This window comes from Streptomyces sp. NPDC037421 (genome assembly GCF_055602105.1).
On record NZ_JBVJWV010000027.1, the window covers coordinates 1 to 19,021 of the forward strand.

Below are 19,021 nucleotides of genomic sequence, written 5' to 3' on the forward strand. Positions count from 1 at the left end.
CCTCCCCCTCCCCCCCCCCACCCCCTCGCCGGTCCCTTGCCGGGGGGGGGAAGTGTGTCCTTCGGGGGGAAAAGACCCCCCCCGGGGGGGGGGGGGGGGGGGGGGACCCCCTCTCTTCCCCCCCCCCCCCCCCCACGTCAACGCAGCAGGGGCCGGGGCCCTCTCAGACGAAGACCGCGAGGGACTTCGCCTTGCCGCCCTTGCTCTCCACGAGCCCGAGCAGCTTGCCCTCCGGCCCGTAGACGGCGACGGTCCGGCCGTCCTGGTACTCGTCCGGCATGTCGATCCGCACGCCGTTGGCGAGCAGCGAGGCCCGGCGGGCGTCCAGGTCCCAGCGCGCGAACGCGGCGGCGGCCGCCTCGCCGATCGGCATGACGGTCAGCTCCTCCTGGAGCTGGTCCAGCGTGCGCGCCTTGTCGAGCTTGTACGGGCCCACCCGGGTGCGCCGCAGCGCCGTGAGGTGGCCGCCGACGCCCAGGTCGGCGCCCAGGTCGCGGGCGAGGGCCCGGATGTACGTACCGCTGGAGCAGACGACGGAGACGACGAGGTCGACGACCTTGGTGCCGTCCTCGGCCTCGGCCTCGCGCATGTCGTACACCTGGAACGACGAGATGGTGACCGGCCGGGCCGGGATCTCGAAGTCCTCGCCGTCGCGGGCGCGCTTGTAGGAGCGCACGCCCTTGATCTTGATGGCGCTGACCTTGGACGGGACCTGCATGATCTCGCCGGTCAGCTTGGCGATGCCCGCGTCCACGCCCTCGCGGGTCACCCCGGAGGCGTCGGCGGACGAGGTGATCTCGCCCTCGGCGTCGTCCGTGAGGGTGTTCTGCCCGAGCCGGATGGTGCCGAGGTACTCCTTCTCCGTCAGCGCGAGGTGGCCGAGGAGCTTGGTGGCCTTCTCCACGCCGAGGACGAGGACGCCCGTCGCCATCGGGTCGAGGGTGCCGGCGTGGCCGACGCGACGGGTCTTGGCGATCCCGCGCATCTTGGCGACCACGTCGTGCGAAGTGAAGCCGGACGGCTTGTCGACGATGACAAGGCCGTCCGGAGTCTTCCCTGCGTTGGTGCTCATTCCGCGGCTGCGTCCTCGTCGTCCTCGTCGCCCGGCTTCTTGTACGGGTCGGCGTCGCCGGCGTACTTCGCGCCGGAGGACACCTCGCGCACCTGGGCGTCGGAGGCCCGCGCCTTGTCGAGGAGGTCCTCGATGGTCTTGGCGTTCTCCGGGAGGGCGTCCGCGACGAAGGTCAGGGTGGGCGTGAACTTGGTTCCCGCCGCCCGGCCGACCGCGGAGCGCAGTACGCCCTTGGCGCTCTCCAGGCCCGCTGCCGCGCTGGCCCGGTCCTCGTCGTCGCCGTAGACCGTGTAGAAGACCGTGGCCTCCCGCAGGTCGCCGGTGACCCGGGTGTCCGTGATGGTCACGTGCGTACCGAGGCGGGGGTCCTTGACTCCGCGCTGCAGCTTCTCGGCCACCACCTCCCGGATGAGGTCCGCCAGCTTCTTCGCCCGCGCATTGTCGGCCACTGGTCCGTCTCCTTCTTTGTTGCAGACAAGCAATCAGTCTTCATCACCGTGGTACTGCCGCCTCACGGACAGCAGTTCCACTTCCGGACGCGCCGCGACCAGCCGCTCACAGCGGTCGAGTACGTCCGACACGAACCCCGCGTCCCCGCTCACCAGGGCGACCCCTATACGGGCCCTGCGGTGCAGGTCCTGGTCTCCCACCTCGGCCGCGCTCACGGAGAACTTGCGCTGGAGCTCGGCGACGATGGGCCGGACGACGGAGCGTTTCTCCTTCAGCGAGTGGACGTCGCCGAGGAGCAGATCGAAGGACAGAGTCCCCACGTACATGCAGTTCCGGATATCCCGCCGGTGCGGGTTCGGTGGCCTGCCGGCCGACGCTCGGCAGGGTCACCAGAACCGTACACGCAACGGCCGGGGCCGATCGACGGATATTCCGCCGACCGGCCCCGGGGTTACGACACGGTGCGATGTGCCTCGCGCTTACGCGCGGGGCTTCTCGCGCATCTCGTACGTCGCGATGACGTCGTCGATCTTGATGTCGTTGAAGGAGCCGAGGTTGATACCGCCCTCGAAGCCTTCGCGGATCTCGGTGACGTCGTCCTTGAAGCGGCGCAGACCGGAGATGGTGAGGTTCTCCGCGATGACCTTGCCATCGCGCAGGAGCCGCGCCTTGGTGTTGCGCTTGACCTCGCCCGAGCGGACCAGGACACCGGCGATGTTGCCCAGCTTGGACGAGCGGAAGATCTCGCGGATCTCCGCCGTACCGAGCTCGACCTCTTCGTACTCCGGCTTGAGCAGACCCTTGAGGGCCGCCTCGATCTCCTCGATGGCCTGGTAGATCACCGAGTAGTACCGGACGTCGACGCCCTCGCGGTCCGCCATCTGCGCGGCACGGCCGACAGCGCGGACGTTGTAGCCGATGACGATGGCGTCGGAGCCCATCGCCAGCGAGATGTCGGACTCGGTGACCGCACCCACACCGCGGTGCAGGACGCGGATGTCGACCTCTTCGCCGACGTCGAGCTGGAGCAGCGAGGACTCGAGGGCCTCGACCGCACCGGACGAGTCGCCCTTGATGATGAGGTTGAGTTCCTGGACCAGACCGGCCTTGAGGACCGAGTCGAGGTCTTCCAGGGACACCCGGCGGACGCGCTTGGCGAAGTTGGCGTTGCGCTCACGCGCAGCACGCTTCTCGGCGATCTGACGGGCGGTGCGGTCCTCGTCGACGACGAGGAAGTTGTCGCCGGCGCCGGGGACGTTGGTGAGACCCAGGACCAGGACGGGGGTCGACGGACCCGCTTCCTCGATGTTGTTGCCCTTGTCGTCGAGCATGGCGCGCACTCGGCCGTAGGCGTCGCCCACGACCATCGTGTCGCCGACGCGGAGGGTACCGCGCTGGACGAGGACGGTGGCGACGGCACCGCGGCCGCGGTCGAGGTGGGACTCGATCGCAATACCCTGAGCGTCCTGCTCGGGGTTGGCGCGCAGGTCGAGCGAGGCGTCGGCGGTGAGGACGACGGCCTCCAGCAGGGAGTCGATGTGCAGACCCTGCTTGGCGGAGATGTCGACGAACATCGTGTCGCCGCCGTACTCCTCGGCGACCAGACCGAACTCGGTCAGCTGACCGCGGACCTTGGTCGGGTCGGCACCCTCGACGTCGATCTTGTTGACCGCGACGACGATCGGGACGCCGGCGGCCTTGGCGTGGTTGAGCGCCTCGATCGTCTGCGGCATGACGCCGTCGTTGGCCGCGACCACGAGGATCGCGATGTCGGTCGACTTCGCACCGCGGGCACGCATGGCGGTGAACGCCTCGTGACCCGGGGTGTCGATGAAGGTGATGCGACGCTGCTCGTCGTTGACCTCGGTGGAGACCTGGTAGGCACCGATGCCCTGGGTGATGCCGCCGGCCTCGCCCGCGACGACGTTCGTCTTGCGGATGGCGTCGAGCAGTCGGGTCTTACCGTGGTCGACGTGACCCATGACGGTCACGACCGGCGGACGCGGGAGCAGGAACTCCTCGCCGCCCTCGTCCTCGCCGAACTCGATGTCGAAGCCCTCGAGGAGCTCGCGGTCCTCTTCCTCCGGGCTGACGATCTGAACGGTGTAGTTCATCTCGCCGGCGAGGAGCTGGAGGGTCTCGTCGGAGACGGACTGCGTGGCAGTGACCATCTCGCCGAGGTTCATCATCACGGCGACGAGCGACGCCGGGTTGGCGTTGATCTTCTCCGCGAAGTCGGTGAGGGAGGCACCGCGCGACAGGCGCACGGTCTCGCCGCCACCGCGCGGCAGCATCACGCCGCCCACGGACGGGGCCTGCATGGCCTCGTACTCCTGGCGACGCTGGCGCTTGGACTTGCGACCTCGACGGGCCGGACCGCCGGGGCGGCCGAAGGCACCCTGCGTGCCACCACGGGCACCGGGACCGCCGGGACGGCCACCGAAGCCGGGACGACCGCCGCCACCGGCACCGGCCGGGCCGCCGCCGAAGCCGCCGCCACCCGGACGCGGGCCGCCGAAGCCGCCGCCGGCCGGACGCGAGCCCGGACCGGCCGGACGGCCGGCGAAGCCGCCGCCGGGACGACCGGCGCCACCGCCGGGACGCGGACCGCCGGCACCGGGACGGCCGGGGCCGCCGCCGGGACGCGGACCGGGACCACCGGCAGCGGGACGCTGCGGCATCATGCCCGGGTTCGGACGGTTGCCGCCCGGGGCCGGACGCGGAGCGCCGCCCTGCGGACGGGGCATGCCGCCCGGGGTGGGACGGGCGCCGCCGGGACCCTGCGGACGCGGGGCGCCGCCGGGACCGGCCTGCGGACGCGGGGCACCCTGGCCGCCGGCGCCGGGGGCACCGGGACGGGGAGCACCGGCCGGACGGGGCGCCTGCGGGCGCGCCATGCCGGTCGAGCCGCCGGAGGTGAAGGGGTTGTTGCCCGGACGGGGACCGGCCGGACGGGCGCCCTGCGGACGCGGGGCCTGGGAGCCGCCGGGACGCGGGGCCTGGGAGCCGGGGGTGGCACCGGCCGGGCGCGGGGCGCCGGGACGGGCACCCTGACCCGGGCCGGCCGGGCGCTGCTGCGCCGGACGCGGGCCGGGGGACGCGGCGGGACGCGCCGGAGCGGCCGGGGCCGCCGGAGGCGCGGAGAACTCGGTCGCCACGGGAGCCGCCGGAGCGGGCTTCGGGGCGGGAGCCTTGGGACCGGGACGCGGGCCGGGGGCGGCCGGAGTCACCGGGGCGCTGACCGCGGGGGCCTCGGCAGCGGCGGGCTTGGGAGCCACCGGTGCGCCGGGCTTGGGGGCAGCAGGACGTGCCGCGGCGGCCGGGGAGGGCGCCGCGGGCTTGGCGGGCGCGGCCTTGCGGGGCGCGCCGGGCTTCGCAGCGGACTTGCCGGCGTTGCCGCCGGGCCCCTGCAGTGCGTCAGTCAACTTGCGTACAACCGGCGCCTCGATCGTCGAGGACGCCGAACGGACGAATTCACCGAGTTCTTGGAGCTTGGCCATGACGACCTTGCTCTCTACCCCGAACTCCTTGGCGAGTTCGTATACCCGGACCTTAGCCACTTCGCTCCTTTTAGGTCCGGGTTACGCCGGACCGTCGCTACTTCATGGGCGTACTCATCGCGTACTCATCGAGTGCTCATCGCAATCTCGACCTACTTCCAACTCGCGAGGTACCTGACCGCACGGGGTGTCCGTGCCGTACTTCTTCTTACGGTGTCGCCTCGGCCGGTACGGCCAGGGCTTTGCGCAGCGCCTCCGTGTCGAGCGCTCCGGCGGACCTGAGGGCCCGGGGGAACGCCCGGCGGCGGACCGCCTGGTCGAGGCAGACCACGGCGGGGTGCACGTAGGCACCCCGGCCGGGCAGCGTACCGCGAGGATCAGGGACGCATTCGTCCCCGATCGCCACGACCCGCAGCAGATCGCTCTTGGCCGCTCGCTCCCGGCACCCCACACAGGTGCGTTCGGGGCATGCGCGGGCTTGCGTCCGGCCAGACACGCCTAAGTCTACCTCCCCGTACCGACCTCACCCCTTCAGGTGAAAAATCGAACGGATGTCGTTGTGGTTTCCGAGGTGCTCCGGCAGTGCCGGAGTACCTGTCTACCGGCCGGAAACCCCCGGCCGGTAGCGGTTTATTCCCGGTCAGGCACCGGCGTCCGCGTCGGCGGGCGCCTCCGTGTCGGGCCGGATGTCGATGCGCCAGCCGGTGAGGCGGGCGGCGAGGCGGGCGTTCTGCCCCTCCTTGCCGATGGCCAGCGACAGCTGGTAGTCGGGCACGGTCACCCGCGCGGAGCGGGTGTCCCAGTCGACGACCTCGACCTTGCTCACCCGGGCGGGTGACAGCGCGTTCGCCACCATCTCCGCCGGGTCGTCCGACCAGTCGACGATGTCGATCTTCTCGCCGTGCAGCTCGGCCATCACGTTGCGCACCCGGGCGCCCATCGGGCCGATGCAGGCGCCCTTCGGGTTGAGGCCGGAGCGGGTGGACCGGACGGCGATCTTGGTGCGGTGGCCGGCCTCGCGGGCGATCGCGGAGATCTCGACGCTGCCGTCGGCGATCTCCGGGACCTCCAGCGCGAAGAGCTTCTTCACCAGGTTCGGGTGGGTGCGCGACAGGGTCACGGACGGACCGCGGACACCCTTCGCCACCCGTACGACGTACGTCTTCAGACGGAGGCCGTGCGTGTACTCCTCGCCGGGAACCTGCTCCTGCACCGGCAGGATGGCCTCCAGCTTGCCGATGTCGACGAGGACGTTCTTGGGGTCCTTGCCCTGCTGGACGACGCCGGTGATGACGTCGCCCTCGCGGCCGGCGAACTCGCCGAAGGTCAGGTCGTCCTCGGCGTCGCGCAGACGCTGGAGGATCACCTGCTTGGCGGTCGTCGCGGCGATCCGCCCGAAGTCCGACGGGGTGTCGTCGAACTCCTTGGGCTCCTGTCCCTCTTCGAGGTCCCTCGGGTCCTCCGTCGCCCACACGACCACGTGACCGTTGGTACGGTCGAGCACGACACGGGCGCGCCGGAAGCTGCCCTCGGTGCGGTGGTACGCGATGAGGAGGGCCGACTCGATCGCCTCGACGAGCAGGTCGAAGGAGATCTCCTTCTCCCGGACCAGACCCCGCAGGGCACTCATGTCGATGTCCACGGCTACGCCTCCTCTTCCTTCTTGTCCTTGCGGCTGAACTCGATCTCGACTCGCGCCTTGGCGATGTCGGTGAAAGCGATACGACGGGCGGTCGCCTTGCGGCCCTTCACACCCGGGACTTCGAGGTCCATGCCCTCGTCGTCGACGCCGAGGATGCGGGCGATCAGTTCCCCGGCACCCTTTTCACCCCCGGCGGACAGCTGGAACTTCACGAGGCGGCCGGTCGCCCGAACGTAGTGACGGTGCGCACTGAGCGGGCGGTCCGCGCCCGGGGAGCTGACTTCGAGGTTGTACTCGTCCTCGCCCATCAGATCGGACTCGTCGAGCCGGTCGGAGATCTCACGGCTCAGCTCGGCGCATTCGTCCAGGTCGACACCCTCATCGGAATCCACGATGATGCGCAGCATCCGGCGCTTGCCCGCCTTGGAAAGCTCGATGTCCTCGAGGTCCAGGCCCTTGGCGGCGACGAGCGGCTCCAGCAGTCCGCGCAGCCTGTCGCTCTGGGTGGTGCTCATCCGGGTGACTCCTCGGCCGCGTGTGCTGTTGTGGTTTTCCGTCGTGTCAGGTCAAAGGGTATCCGGTCGCGGAGGGTGTTGCCGTCCGCGCTGCGGACGGGACCCCCGGGTACCGTGATCACACCCTGCCCCGCCATCACCCCCCGAGGAGGCCGCCGTGCCCTGGACCACGCCTTTGAGGCCCTCGCCCTCCCGAAGGAGCCTGCTCGCCGGAGCCGCCGGTACGGCCGGGGCCGTGCTGCTCACCGGATGCGCCGGGGGCGGTGACGCCTCGGGCGCCGAGAGCGGGATCTCACTCGATCGGCGGATGCGGGAGAGCGCCGTTCGTGACAGCGAGCGGCTGCTGGAACGTTACGACGCCACCTTGGCCGCCCATCCCGGGCTCGCCGAGCGCCTCGGGCCGCTCCGCGCGGCCGTCGCGGCGCACACGACGGCCCTGGCCTTCGCCGGCCCCGCGGCCGGGGACCCGTCCCCCCGCCCGGGACCGCCCTCCCCGTCCGCGTCCGGCGCCGGGGCGCCCGCTCCCGGCGCCCCGGCGGCGCGCAAGGAGCCGGTCCCGGCGCAGCCCGCCGAGGCCGTGAGCGCGCTCGCGGACGCCGAGCGGGACCTGTCGGAGGCCCGGACCATCGCCCTGGCCGGCGCCCCCGGGGAGCTGGCCAGGATGCTCGCCTCGGTGGCGGCCTGCGGGGCCGTCCACGCCTACCTGCTCACCTCGACCCCGGGAGCCGCCTCGTGAAGCCCTCGCCCTCCCCCGCCGGCGGCCCCCTCCGGGCCGCCCAGGCCGCGCTGGCCGCCGAGCACGCCGCCGCGTACGGGTACGGGGTGATCGGCGCTCGCGTCGCGCCCGCCCGGGCGACCGAGGCCCGGGAGGCCTACGGCAGCCACCTGGCCCGCCGCGACCGGCTGACCCGGACCGTGCGGGAGCTGGGCGGCGCGCCGCAGCCCGCCGAGGCCGCGTACGCCCTGCCCTTCGAGGTCCGCACCCCGGCCGACTCCGAGCGGCTGGCCGCCGTGATCGAGGACCGGGTGGCGGGCGCGTACTCCGACCTGGTGCGGTCGGCGGACGGCCAGTTGCGCCGCGAGGCGGCTGACGCGCTGAGTGCGGCGGCCGTGCGCGCGGCACGCTGGCGCGGTGTCGGCGTAGCCTTCCCTGGGCTCGCGGAACGCGCACAGGCGGCCCGTACCAGCTGAAAGGGACCAGGCACGCATGGCTTTCGAACCGCCGCAGCGGCTCGTACGGGCGCTCGGCGAGCTGCCGCCGACCGAGCGGGACACGGAGTGGCTGGGGCGTCTGCCCGAGCTCGCCGAGGAGGCGCTGAAGCGGCGGGACGTCACGGCCCAGCGGGTCCAGGCCCCGGGCGGGCGCAGCAGCGTGGTGCTGCTCGTCCACTACCCCGACGGCACCCCGGCCGCCCTGAAGCTGGCGCCGCCCGGTGCCGCTCCCGGCCGGGAGCTGGCCGCGCTCGCCCACTGGGGCGGCTTCGGGGCCGTACGGGTACTCGACTCGCGCCACCACGAGGAGGACGGGGCACTGCTGCTGGAGCGGCTGCACCCCGACGTGTCGCTGCGCTCGCTGCCGGAGGCCAAGGCCCTGCTGGAGGCCTGCGGCACGCTGCGCCGGCTGTGGGTGGGCCCGCCGCAGGACCACCCCTTCGAGACGGTGGCCGAGCGCACGGCCGCCCAGTCCGCGCTGCTGCGCTCGGCCCCGCCGGAGGCCCGGGCACTCGCGGAGACGGCCCTCGCCCTCCGCGACGAGCTGACCGCCGCACCCCCCGAAGCCCTCCTCCTGCACGGAAACTTCCGGCAGGGCAAGGTACTGGCGGCCGAACGCGCCCCCTGGCTGACGGTGGGCCCGGACCCGCTGGTCGGCGAGCGTGCCTACGACCTGGCCCGGCTGGTCCGGGACCGGCTGGAGGACCAGATGGCCGCCTCGGCGGGGGCCGCCGGGGCCCGGCGGCGGGTGAACAAGCTCGCCGACTCCCTGGAGGTGGACCGGGAGCGGCTGCGGGGCTGGACGGTGTTCCGGGCGGTGGAGTCCGGCGTCCGCTCGCTGGCCGCCGGGCGGCGACGGGACGCGGAGCTGCTGCTGGAGTTCGCGGCCTGGCTGTGAGGGCATAACACCACAGAAGGCATTTGTCCGGCAGGGGGCCGCCATGGTCGAGGAACTGCTGACAGCGGGAATCGCCGCCGCCACGGGCGTCGCGGTCTACCTGGGCGCGGCCGCCCGGGTGGTGAAGCAGTACGAGCGCGGAGTGGTCCTCCGCTTCGGCCGCCTGCGGGAGGGCGTCCGCCCGCCCGGATTCACGATGATCCTCCCGGTGGCGGACCGTCTCCACAAGGTGAACCTCCAGATCGTCACCCTCCCGGTGCCGGCGCAGGAGGGCATCACCAGGGACAACGTCACGGTCCGCGTGGACGCGGTCGTCTACTTCAAGGTGGTCGATCCGGCGAGCGCGATCATCGCGGTGGAGGACTACCGCTTCGCCGTCTCCCAGATGGCGCAGACCTCGCTGCGCTCGATCATCGGCAAGAGCGACCTGGACGACCTGCTCTCGAACCGCGAGAAGCTCAACCAGGGCCTGGAACTCATGATCGACAGCCCGGCGATGGGCTGGGGCGTCCAGATCGACCGCGTGGAGATCAAGGACGTCTCGCTACCGGAGACGATGAAGCGGTCGATGGCCCGCCAGGCGGAGGCCGACCGGGAGCGGCGCGCCCGGGTGATCAACGCGGACGCGGAGCTCCAGGCCTCGCACAAGCTGGCCGAAGCCGCCGCCGTCATGTCCGACCAGCCCGCCGCCCTCCAGCTCCGCCTGCTGCAGACGGTGATCGCGGTGGCGGCGGAGAAGAACTCCACCCTGGTCCTCCCCTTCCCGGTGGAACTCCTGCGCTTCCTGGAACGCGCGGCCCCCGTCGCTCCCGCGCCTGCTGCTCCCGCCCCTGCCGCTCCCACTGCCCGGACGACCCCGCCGCCGGCAGAGCCCCCGACGGCGTGAGCGCCGCCGCGGGTCTGCCGCTGCGCGGAGCGGTCCCCTACCCGCACTCCGGCCGCCTAGCGGCACATCCGAGCCCAGCTCGGCCGGATCAAGCCCCGTCGGCCCAGGCAGGACGCCGCTCCCCCACACCCCGACCGCCGCCGCCTACCCCAGCCGGCCCAGCCGGGCCAGCGCCTCCGTCAGCGGGAGTTCCTCACGGGTGCCGGCGGCGCGGTCCTGCAGTTCGACGACGCCCTCGGCGGAGCGGCGTCCCGCCACCAGGATCCACGGCACGCCGATCAGCTCCGCGTCCGTCAGCTTGACGCCCGGCGACAGCCCGGGCCGGTCGTCCAGCAGGACCCGCCGCCCCGCCGCGGCCAGGGCGGCCGCCGCCTCCTCCGCCAGCGCGAGCGGCCCCGCCTTGCCCGCCGCCACCACGTGGACGTCGGCCGGCGCCACCGCCGCGGGCCAGCGCAGACCCCGCTCGTCGGCCGTCTGCTCGGCCAGCGCGGCCACCGCGCGGGAGACGCCGATGCCGTAGGAGCCCATGGTGACCCGGACCGGCTTGCCCTCCTTGCCGAGCACGTCCAGTCCGAACGCGTCGGCGTACTTCCGCCCCAGCTGGAAGATGTGCCCGATCTCGATGGCCCGGTCCAGCTTCAGTCCGGCACCACACGCCGGGCAGGGGTCGCCCGGCTCGACGACGACCACGTCCAGGTACCGGTCCACCTCGAAGTCCCGGCCACAGACCACGTTCCGGGCATGCGTGTCGGCCTTGTTGGCACCCGTCACCCACGCCGTCCCCGGCGCGACGCGCGGGTCGGCGAGGTAGCGGACCTTCTCCAGGCCCTGCGGACCCACGTAGCCGCGTACCAGGTCGGGCCGGTCCGCGAAGTCCTCCGCCGTCACCAGCTCCACCACCGCCGGGGCCAGGTGCTCCCCGAGCTTGCCGAGGTCCACCTCGCGGTCCCCCGGCACGCCGACGGCGGTGATCTCGCCGTCCACCTTGACCAGCAGGTTCTTCAGGGTCGCGGAGGCCGGCACGCCGAGGTGCGCGGCCAGGGTCTCGATGGTGGGGGTGTCGGGGGTCGGGATCTCCTCCAGCGGAGCGTGCTCAGCGCCCCCGGCCGGCTTCAGCGCGAAGGTGACCGCCTCCGTGTTCGCCGCGTAGTCGCAGGAGGGGCAGTCCACGAAGGTGTCCTCGCCCGCGCCGGCCGGCGCGAGGAACTCCTCCGACGCCGAGCCGCCCATCGCGCCCGACACCGCCGACACGATCCGGTGGTCCAGGCCGAGGCGCTCGAAGATGCGCACGTAGGCCTCGCGGTGGAGCCGGTAGGACTCGGCGAGCCCCTCGTCCGACACGTCGAAGGAGTACGAGTCCTTCATCTGGAACTCGCGGCCGCGCAGCACGCCGGACCGGGGCCGGGCCTCGTCCCGGTACTTGGTCTGGATCTGGTACAGCATGACCGGCAGGTCCTTGTAGGACGTGCACTGGTCCTTCACCACGAGGGTGAAGATCTCCTCGTGGGTGGGGCCGAGGAGGTAGTCGGCGCCCTTGCGGTCCTTCAGCCGGAACAGCAGGTCACCGTACTCCGACCAGCGGCCGCTGACCTCGTACGGCTCCTTCGGCAGCAGCGCCGGCAGCAGCACCTCCTGCGCGCCGATCCCGTCCATCTCCTCGCGGACGATGCGCGAGACGTTGTCCAGGACCTTCTTGCCGAGCGGCAGCCAGGTCCACACCCCGGCGGAGCTGCGCCGGACGTAGCCGGCCCGGACCAGGAGGCGGTGGCTGAGGGTCTCGGCGTCGGCCGGGTCCTCGCGGAGGGTCTTGGCCATGAGGCGGGACATGCGCTGCACGTGGTGAGTGGACATGCCGGGAGGCTACCGGGGGCCGAGGCGGGCCCGGAAACCCATTTCACGGGCCCGGAAACCCGTTTCAGTGCGCGTGCGGGGGCCTGAGCAGGGGCAGCGGGGCACCCATGACCGCGTACGGCAGGCTCGCGCTCGGGAAGTGGACCTTCCGGGCGAGGTCCCGGTAGCCGAGGGCGGTGTAGAGCCCGCGGGCCGGACTGTCGGTGTCGATGGCGGAGAGGATCGAGCGGGGCTCGGCGGCGCCGTCGGTGATCCGGGTGATGAGGGTGCGGCCGACGCCGCGGCCCTGGAAGCCGGGGTGGACGTGCAGCTCGGTGATGACGAAGGAGTGGTCGAGCCAGTGCTCGGCGCCGCCGGCCCGAAGGTAGGGCTCGACGATGGTGGACCACCAGTGGCCGCGGTCGTTGGGCATGCCGTAGACGAAGCCGGCCAGCGCCCCGTCGTCGGTGAAGGCGCCGAGCGCGCGGGCGCCGGGGCAGGTCATGTGGCGCTGGACGATGTAGCGCCGGATGCCGACCTCCTCCTCGCTGAGCCCGAAGGCGACGGCCTGGACGCGCAGGGCTTCGTCCACCCGGCCGGCCAGGTCGAGGTGCCCGATGCGGAGTCCGGCGGGCCGTACGGCGTCGTCGCCCGGGGAAGTAGGCAGCATGCGGCGACCTTACTTCGGGGTAGGGCCGCTCCGGTACGGCTTCCCGGACGAAACCGGCTGCTCCCCGCCGTAGGTCGGAACAGGACGCTGCCGTAGGTCAGAACAGCACGCTCATGAACGCGCCGACCTCGCGGAAGCCCACCCGGCGGTAGGCCGCGCGGGCGGCGGTGTTGAAGTCGTTGACGTAGAGGCTCACCACGGGGGCCACGTCGCGCAGCGCGTACTCGACCACGGCGGCCATGCCGGTCTCGGAGTGCCCGCGGCCGCGGAACTCGGGGGCCACCCACACGCCCTGGATCTGGCAGGCGGCCGCGGTGGCGGCGCCGATCTCGGCCTTGAAGACGACCTTGCCGTTCTCGACGCGGGCGAAGGAGCGGCCGCTGCCGACGAGCTCGGCGACGCGGGCCTGGTAGAGCAGTCCGCCGTCCCCGGCGAGCGGCGAGATGCCGACCTCCTCGGTGAACATGGCCACGCAGGCGGGCATGATCAGGTCCATCTCGTCCTTGCGGATGCGGCGGACCCTCGGGTCGGCGGCGATCTCGGCGGACGGCCGCTCGGTGACCATGAGCGGCTGGTGGCCGCGGACGTCGCGGGCCGGGCCCCAGCTGGGCTCCAGGAGCTGCCACAGCAGCCGGGTGGGCGCGGCGGGGCCGACGATGGAGGAGCAGCGGCGGCCGGTGCGGCGGGCCCGGTCGGCGAAGGCGCGCACGGCGTCGGGGCCGGCGCAGACGGGGACCAGGTTGGCTCCGGCGTAGCACATGGAGCGGAGCTCGCCGTCGGCGTACCAGCCCCACATCTCTCCGCCCAGGCGCCACGGATCGAGTCCGGCGACCTGGACCCGGGAGGTGACGAAGGCGTTCTCGACCGGCTCGCGTCCGAGGATGTCGAGCGCGGCGTCGAGATCACTGGGTTCAAGGACCCTGGTCGTGGTCTGCGTCAACACTGGGACCTCACCGTGCAAGTCTGCTGATCTCCGCACTGTACCCGCCGCGACCTGCGCACGCCCGGCCCCGCAGGTCACGAAAAGGGCCCGGCCCCGGCCGCGAGCTGCGCGGACGGGGCCGGGAGGGTTCCTGGCGGGGGCCGGGGTCAGGCCGGTGGTCAGACGCCGATGGCGACGCTGGGCTCGCCGGAGGCGACGCCGTCCTTCTCCATCTGCTCGGCGATCTTCAGCGCCTCTTCGATGAGGGTCTCCACGATCTTGGACTCGGGGACGGTCTTGATGACCTCGCCCTTGACGAAGATCTGGCCCTTGCCGTTGCCGGAGGCGACGCCGAGGTCGGCCTCACGGGCCTCGCCGGGGCCGTTGACGACGCAGCCCATGACGGCGACGCGCAGCGGGACGGTCATGCCGTCCAGGCCCGCGGTGACCTCCTCGGCCAGCTTGTAGACGTCGACCTGGGCGCGGCCGCAGGAGGGGCAGGAGACGATCTCCAGGCGGCGCGGCTTGAGGTTCAGCGACTCCAGGATCTGGTTGCCGACCTTGACCTCCTCGACCGGCGGCGCGGAGAGGGAGACGCGGATGGTGTCGCCGATGCCCTCGGAGAGCAGCGCGCCGAAGGCGACGGCGGACTTGATGGTGCCCTGGAAGGCGGGGCCGGCCTCGGTCACGCCGAGGTGCAGCGGGTAGTCGCACTGGGCGGCGAGCTGGCGGTAGGCGTTGACCATGACGACCGGGTCGTTGTGCTTGACCGAGATCTTGATGTCGCCGAAGCCGTGCTCCTCGAAGAGGGAGGCCTCCCACAGCGCGGACTCGACGAGCGCCTCGGGGGTGGCCTTGCCGTACTTCTTCAGCAGGCGCGCGTCGAGGGAGCCGGCGTTGACGCCGATGCGGATCGGCGTGCCCGCCTCCTTGGCGGCGTACGCGATCTCCTTGACCTTGTCGTCGAACTGCTTGATGTTGCCCGGGTTCACGCGGACCGCGGCGCAGCCGGCGTCGATCGCGGCGAACACGTACTTGGGCTGGAAGTGGATGTCGGCGATGACCGGGATCTGCGACTTCTTCGCGATGACGGCCAGCGCGTCGGCGTCGTCCTGCGTCGGGCAGGCCACGCGGACGATCTGGCAGCCGGAGGCGGTCAGCTCGGCGATCTGCTGGAGGGTGGCGCCGATGTCGGAGGTGCGGGTCGTGGTCATCGACTGCACCGAGACGGGCGCGTCGCCGCCGACGGCCACGGAACCGACCTGGATCTTGCGGCTGACCCGGCGGTCGGCAAGCTTCGTCGGCACGGACGGCATTCCGAGAGAGATGGCAGTCATCTGCTGTGCAACCCCAAGGTGTGGATCGAGGTCCCGAGATCGGCGGGCTCCAGCCTTCGAGGTTACGCCAAGCAGCGCGCGCCCCTTGCATCCGAGGGGTCGCGCCACCCGAACGTAGGGAGCCGGGCACGATGCGTGCCCGGCTCCGGTCGCCGCCGGGGTCCCGCCCGTGCGGCTAGGTGATCTTGATGGGGTTGACCACGTCCGCGACGAGCACCAGCAGGGTGAAGCAGACGAAGACGCCGGCGACCACGTACGCGGCGGGCATCAGCTTCGCCACGTCGAAGGGGCCGGGGTCGGCGCGCCGGAAGACCTTGGCCACGGTGCGGCGCAGGGACTCCCACAGGGCGCCGGCGATGTGCCCGCCGTCCAGGGGCAGCAGGGGCAGCATGTTGAACAGGAACAGCGAGAGGTTGAACATGCCCAGCACGTTGAGCAGGATCGACATCTTCTGCTCGCTGGGCAGGTCCAGGGCGGCGATGTCGCCGCTCATCCGGGCCGCTCCGACGATGCCCATCGGGGAGTCGGCCTCGCGCTCGCCGCCGCTGAAGGCCGCGTTCCACAGGGCGGGGATCTTGGCGGGGAGCTTGAGGAGGCCCTGCACGCTGCTGTCGACGATCTCGCCCATGTGGTCGACGGACTCGCCGAAGGACAGGGCCGCGATCTCGTTCTTCGGGCTGAAGCCGAGCCAGCCGGCCGTCACGTACTGGCCCTTGACGTAGCCGCCGTGGCCGTCGGTCTTGGCGACCTGGTTCGGGATCAGGGTGACGGGGATGCCGAGCTGCCTACCGTCGCGCACGACGGTGACGGTGGCGGGGCCGACGGTGTCGCGGATCCGCTTCTGGAGGGCGGCCCAGTCGGCCACCTTCTTGCCGTTGAAGGCGACGATCCGGTCGTCGGCCCGCAGGCCGGCCTTCTTCGCGGGGGCCACCGGGTCGCCGTCCTTGCAGACCTCGCGCTTCTCGCTCTGCTGGATGACGCAGGGCGAGACGCTCGCGATCTGGGTGGTGGTCCGGTTGATGCCGAAGGTCATCCAGACGCCGAAGAAGATCGCGAGGGCGAGCACCAGGTTCATGAAGGGGCCCGCGAACATCACGATCACGCGCTTCCAGGGCTTGCGCGTGTAGAAGAGCCGCGTCTCGTCGCCGGGCTGGAGCTCCTCGTAGGCCGCCGAGCGGGCGTCCTCGATCATCGACCGGAAGGGCGAGGTGGAGCGGGCGGTGACCTTGCCGTCCTCGCCGGGCGGGAACATCCCGATCATGCGGATGTAGCCGCCCATCGGGATGGCCTTGATCCCGTACTCGGTCTCGCCCTTCTTGCGGGACCAGATGGTCTTGCCGAAGCCGACCATGTACTGGGGCACGCGGATGCCGAAGAGCTTGGCCGTGGAGAGGTGGCCGAGTTCGTGCCAGGCGATCGAGAACAGCAGTCCGACGACGAAGACGAGCACGCCCGTCAGGGTCAGCAGCAAGGTCATGCGCTCGCCTCCACGGCGGCCCGCGCCGCCATCTCCCGTGCCCGGGCCCTGGCCCAGGTCTCCGCTTCGAGGACGTCCGCCACCGTCAGGGAGGTTCCCGACGTGGGCGTTCCGTGCTCGTCGACCACTGCGGAGACGGTATCCATGATTGCTGTGAACGGCAGCCGACCGGCCAGGAAGGCGTCCACGCACTCCTCGTTCGCCGCGTTGAAGACGGCGGGGGCCGTGCCGCCCAGGGTGCCGACGTGCCGGGCGAGGCCGACGGACGGGAAGGCCTCGGTGTCGAGCGGGAAGAACTCCCAGGTGGAGGCCTTGGTCCAGTCGAAGGAGCGGGAGGCGTCCGGGACCCGCTGGGGCCAGCCGAGACCGATCGCGATGGGGCCGCGCATGTCCGGCGGGGTGGCCTGGGCGAGGGTGGAACCGTCCGTGAACTCGACCATGGAGTGCACGTAGGACTGCGGGTGGACCACGACCTCGATGCGGTCGAAGGGGATGTCGTAGAGCAGGTGCGCCTCGATGACCTCCAGCCCCTTGTTGACCAGGGTCGCCGAGTTCACGGTGATGACCGGGCCCATGGCCCAGGTGGGGTGCGCGAGGGCGTCCTCGACGGTGACCGAGGCCAGCTCGGCGCGGGTGCGGCCGCGGAAGGGGCCGCCGGACGCGGTGACCACGAGCTTGCGGACGTCGGCGCGGGTGCCCGCGGCGAGGGCCTGGAAGAGGGCCGCGTGCTCGGAGTCCACGGGGATGATCTGGCCGGGCTCCGCGAGGGCCTTGACCAGCGGGCCGCCGACGATCAGCGACTCCTTGTTGGCCAGGGCCAGGGTGCGGCCCGCCCGCAGCGCCGCGAGGGTGGGGGCGAGGCCGATGGAGCCGGTGATGCCGTTCAGGACGGTGTGGCAGTCGGAGGCGGCGAGTTCGGCCGCCGCGTCGGGACCGGCCAGGATCTCGGGCAGCGGTTCGGCGGCGCCGTACTGCTCGCCCAGCGCCTCCTTCAGGGCCGGTACGGCGTCCTCGCGGGCGACGGCCACGGCGCGGACCCGGAGCTTGCGGGCCTGCTCGGCAAGCAGGTCGACGCGCCCGCCGGCGGCGGACAGCGCGGTGACCCGGAACCGGTCCGGGTTGCGCAGGGCGAGGTCGATGGCCTGGGTGCCGATGGACCCGGTCGACCCGAGGATGACGATGTCCCGGCGGCCGGCCGCGGCGTCGAAGAGGAGGTGCGGGTCGGCGAGGGGGGCTGGACTGTCGCTCATGCCCCCCATTGTTGCCGCAACTCAGGGACGCTTGGACACGGAGTCCCCGTCCGTGACGCGCGCCAGGAGTTCGGGGAGGGTTCCGGCGAAGTCGGGGAGCGCCCGGGCGGCGCGCCACCAGGCCCCGGGGTCGTCGCCGAGGGCCGCGTCGAAGAGCCGGTCCGCCTCGGCGCGGGCGGCGAGCACGGCGGCCGGGCGGTCGTGGCGGTCGGGGTGGCCTATGTCGCCGAGCCACTGGTCCTCGTCGAGCGCCCAGCACGCGGGGACCTTGTGCCGGACCACGTCGGCGCCGGTGAGCAGGCCCCGGTCCAGGCAGTCGCGGACCCAGCGGACGTCCTCGGCGGCCGTGTCCATCGGCACGGCCAGGCTCACCAGGGCCAGCTCGCGCTCCCACGCGCCGGCCGGCTCGCCGGGGGCCGGGTCCGGGGTGAGGTGGCGGACGGCGCGGGCCAGAGCCGGGTCGTGGCGTACGTCGCCGGGCGCGGCCGGGATGCCCGCGGCCAGCGCGGCCGCCAGTTCGGGCAGGGTGCCGCGGAAGGCGGGGGCCCGGCGGCCCAGTTCGGCCCACAGCCGGGGGTCGTCGCCGAGCGCGGGGCGCAGGGCGCGGTGCACGGCCGACTGCATCTCGGCCTGTTCGGGCAGGCTCCAGCGCAGCCCGCGGGTGGCGGGGAGGTGGCCCAGGAGCAGGGTGCGGGGCGCGGGGGCCACGTACGCGACGAGCTCGTCGCAGGTCAGCAGGCCCATCCGGACGGCGCGGACGGCGGGCCGGTACCAGTGGCGGCCGTACGTGTCCCCCGTGCGCGCGTCGAGCAGCGCGCGGCACGCCTGCCGGGGCAGTCCGCCCGCCAGCAGCAGGGCCTCGACGGCGCCGGCCGGCAGCGGGGCGCGGGCGTGGGCGCGCAGCAGCGGCTCGGGGTCGTGGAGGTCGAGCAGGTGCGGCATGCGGAGCAGGGTGAGCGGGATCCGGGGGCGGCGGCCGTGCCGGCGCAGCAGGCGGATCAGCTCGTCGGGGGTGAGGGGGCCGGGGCCTGTCTCGGCGAGCAGCTCGGGCGAGGGCCCCGGCCGGGCGGCGTACCGCGCGGGCCCGGGCAGACCGGGCAGCGGGCGGCCGACGACGTGCGGGTTGCGGGCGATGTAGTGCCGGTCGGCGTCGGTGCCGTGGCGCAGCAGCAGGGTGACGGCGGCGGCGGGCAGCCACTGGTCGCGGCACAGGTACTTGCGGGTGGGCCCGTCGAGCCGGTCGATCAGGTCGGCCACCACGTGGTGCGGTGGGGGGGGGGGGGGGGGGGGGGGGGGGGGGGGGGGGGGGGGGGGGGGAGGGGGGCGGCGCCGCATCGCTCGACCTCCCCCCCTCCCCCCC

At 72.8% G+C, this 19,021-nt stretch carries 18 protein-coding genes; 4 read left to right on the forward strand and 14 right to left on the reverse strand.

All coding sequences use genetic code 11. The features are described 5' to 3' along the window. Positions 1-163: 163 nt before the first annotated feature. From truB to rimP, 7 genes are all read right to left on the reverse strand, one after another. Positions 164-1,072, reverse strand: a complete 909-nt coding sequence (gene truB / locus ACZ7IF_RS29475; protein WP_470977503.1) for a tRNA pseudouridine(55) synthase TruB — start codon at positions 1,070-1,072, stop codon at positions 164-166. Further along, a complete protein-coding gene (gene rbfA, locus ACZ7IF_RS29480) occupies positions 1,069-1,521 on the reverse strand; it encodes a 30S ribosome-binding factor RbfA (RefSeq protein WP_362394283.1) in 453 nt (150 codons plus the stop codon). Before rbfA ends, truB begins: the two co-directional genes overlap by 4 nt. Before the next feature lie 33 nt (positions 1,522-1,554). Beyond that, positions 1,555-1,848, reverse strand: a complete 294-nt coding sequence (locus ACZ7IF_RS29485; RefSeq protein ID WP_405978330.1) for a DUF503 domain-containing protein — start codon at positions 1,846-1,848, stop codon at positions 1,555-1,557. 153 nt (positions 1,849-2,001) lie between these two features. Further along, entirely contained in the window at positions 2,002-5,082 is a 3,081-nt protein-coding gene (gene infB, locus ACZ7IF_RS29490) for a translation initiation factor IF-2 (protein WP_470977507.1), read from the reverse strand. A gap of 148 nt (positions 5,083-5,230) precedes the next feature. After that, positions 5,231-5,518, reverse strand: coding sequence for a YlxR family protein (locus ACZ7IF_RS29495; protein WP_470977510.1), 288 nt, complete (start codon positions 5,516-5,518; stop codon positions 5,231-5,233). 144 nt (positions 5,519-5,662) lie between these two features. Next, complete coding sequence (nusA, locus tag ACZ7IF_RS29500; RefSeq protein WP_125817007.1) at positions 5,663-6,664, reverse strand: transcription termination factor NusA; 1,002 nt, start codon at positions 6,662-6,664, stop codon at positions 5,663-5,665. Positions 6,665-6,666: 2 nt separating this feature from the next. Further along, complete coding sequence (gene rimP / locus ACZ7IF_RS29505) at positions 6,667-7,179, reverse strand: ribosome maturation factor RimP (protein ID WP_470977513.1); 513 nt, start codon at positions 7,177-7,179, stop codon at positions 6,667-6,669. 157 nt (positions 7,180-7,336) lie between these two features. On the opposite strand from rimP, the gene ACZ7IF_RS29510 reads away from it, so the two are divergent. The 4 genes from ACZ7IF_RS29510 to ACZ7IF_RS29525 are packed head-to-tail and all read left to right on the forward strand — an operon-like array spanning position 7,337 to position 10,175. After that, positions 7,337-7,915, forward strand: coding sequence for a hypothetical protein (locus ACZ7IF_RS29510; protein ID WP_470977516.1), 579 nt, complete (start codon positions 7,337-7,339; stop codon positions 7,913-7,915). Further along, positions 7,912-8,370: a ferritin-like domain-containing protein gene (locus ACZ7IF_RS29515; protein WP_470977519.1), complete on the forward strand. Its 459-nt coding sequence runs from the start codon at positions 7,912-7,914 to the stop codon at positions 8,368-8,370. Before ACZ7IF_RS29510 ends, ACZ7IF_RS29515 begins: the two co-directional genes overlap by 4 nt. Positions 8,371-8,386: 16 nt before the next feature. Next, complete coding sequence (locus tag ACZ7IF_RS29520) at positions 8,387-9,289, forward strand: aminoglycoside phosphotransferase family protein (protein WP_470977522.1); 903 nt, start codon at positions 8,387-8,389, stop codon at positions 9,287-9,289. Between the two features lie 43 nt (positions 9,290-9,332). Continuing rightward, positions 9,333-10,175 (forward strand): slipin family protein, encoded by an 843-nt coding sequence (locus ACZ7IF_RS29525; RefSeq protein ID WP_470977525.1) that lies wholly within the window; start codon positions 9,333-9,335, stop codon positions 10,173-10,175. Positions 10,176-10,319: 144 nt separating this feature from the next. Here the strand turns inward: ACZ7IF_RS29525 and ACZ7IF_RS29530 are convergent, their stop codons facing one another. The 7 genes from ACZ7IF_RS29530 to ACZ7IF_RS29560 form a co-directional block, all read right to left on the reverse strand. Then, the gene (locus ACZ7IF_RS29530; RefSeq protein ID WP_470977527.1) at positions 10,320-12,026 is read right to left on the reverse strand and encodes a proline--tRNA ligase; all 1,707 of its coding nucleotides are present in this window, start codon (positions 12,024-12,026) and stop codon (positions 10,320-10,322) included. Between the two features lie 64 nt (positions 12,027-12,090). Then, complete coding sequence (locus ACZ7IF_RS29535) at positions 12,091-12,675, reverse strand: GNAT family N-acetyltransferase (RefSeq protein ID WP_470977530.1); 585 nt, start codon at positions 12,673-12,675, stop codon at positions 12,091-12,093. A 97-nt stretch (positions 12,676-12,772) separates the two neighbouring features. Continuing rightward, positions 12,773-13,618 carry a GNAT family N-acetyltransferase gene (locus ACZ7IF_RS29540; protein ID WP_470977533.1) on the reverse strand — a complete coding sequence of 282 codons (846 nt, stop codon included), beginning with the start codon at positions 13,616-13,618 and terminating at the stop codon, positions 12,773-12,775. A gap of 158 nt (positions 13,619-13,776) precedes the next feature. Then, positions 13,777-14,934, reverse strand: a complete 1,158-nt coding sequence (gene ispG, locus ACZ7IF_RS29545; RefSeq protein WP_344170668.1) for a flavodoxin-dependent (E)-4-hydroxy-3-methylbut-2-enyl-diphosphate synthase — start codon at positions 14,932-14,934, stop codon at positions 13,777-13,779. Between the two features lie 175 nt (positions 14,935-15,109). Further along, positions 15,110-16,411, reverse strand: a complete 1,302-nt coding sequence (locus ACZ7IF_RS29550; protein ID WP_470977536.1) for a M50 family metallopeptidase — start codon at positions 16,409-16,411, stop codon at positions 15,110-15,112. After that, positions 16,408-17,670 (reverse strand): 1-deoxy-D-xylulose-5-phosphate reductoisomerase, encoded by a 1,263-nt coding sequence (dxr, locus tag ACZ7IF_RS29555; protein WP_470977539.1) that lies wholly within the window; start codon positions 17,668-17,670, stop codon positions 16,408-16,410. Before dxr ends, ACZ7IF_RS29550 begins: the two co-directional genes overlap by 4 nt. Before the next feature lie 12 nt (positions 17,671-17,682). Then, entirely contained in the window at positions 17,683-18,918 is a 1,236-nt protein-coding gene (locus ACZ7IF_RS29560; RefSeq protein WP_470977542.1) for a hypothetical protein, read from the reverse strand. Between the last annotated feature and the right edge of the window lie 103 nt (positions 18,919-19,021).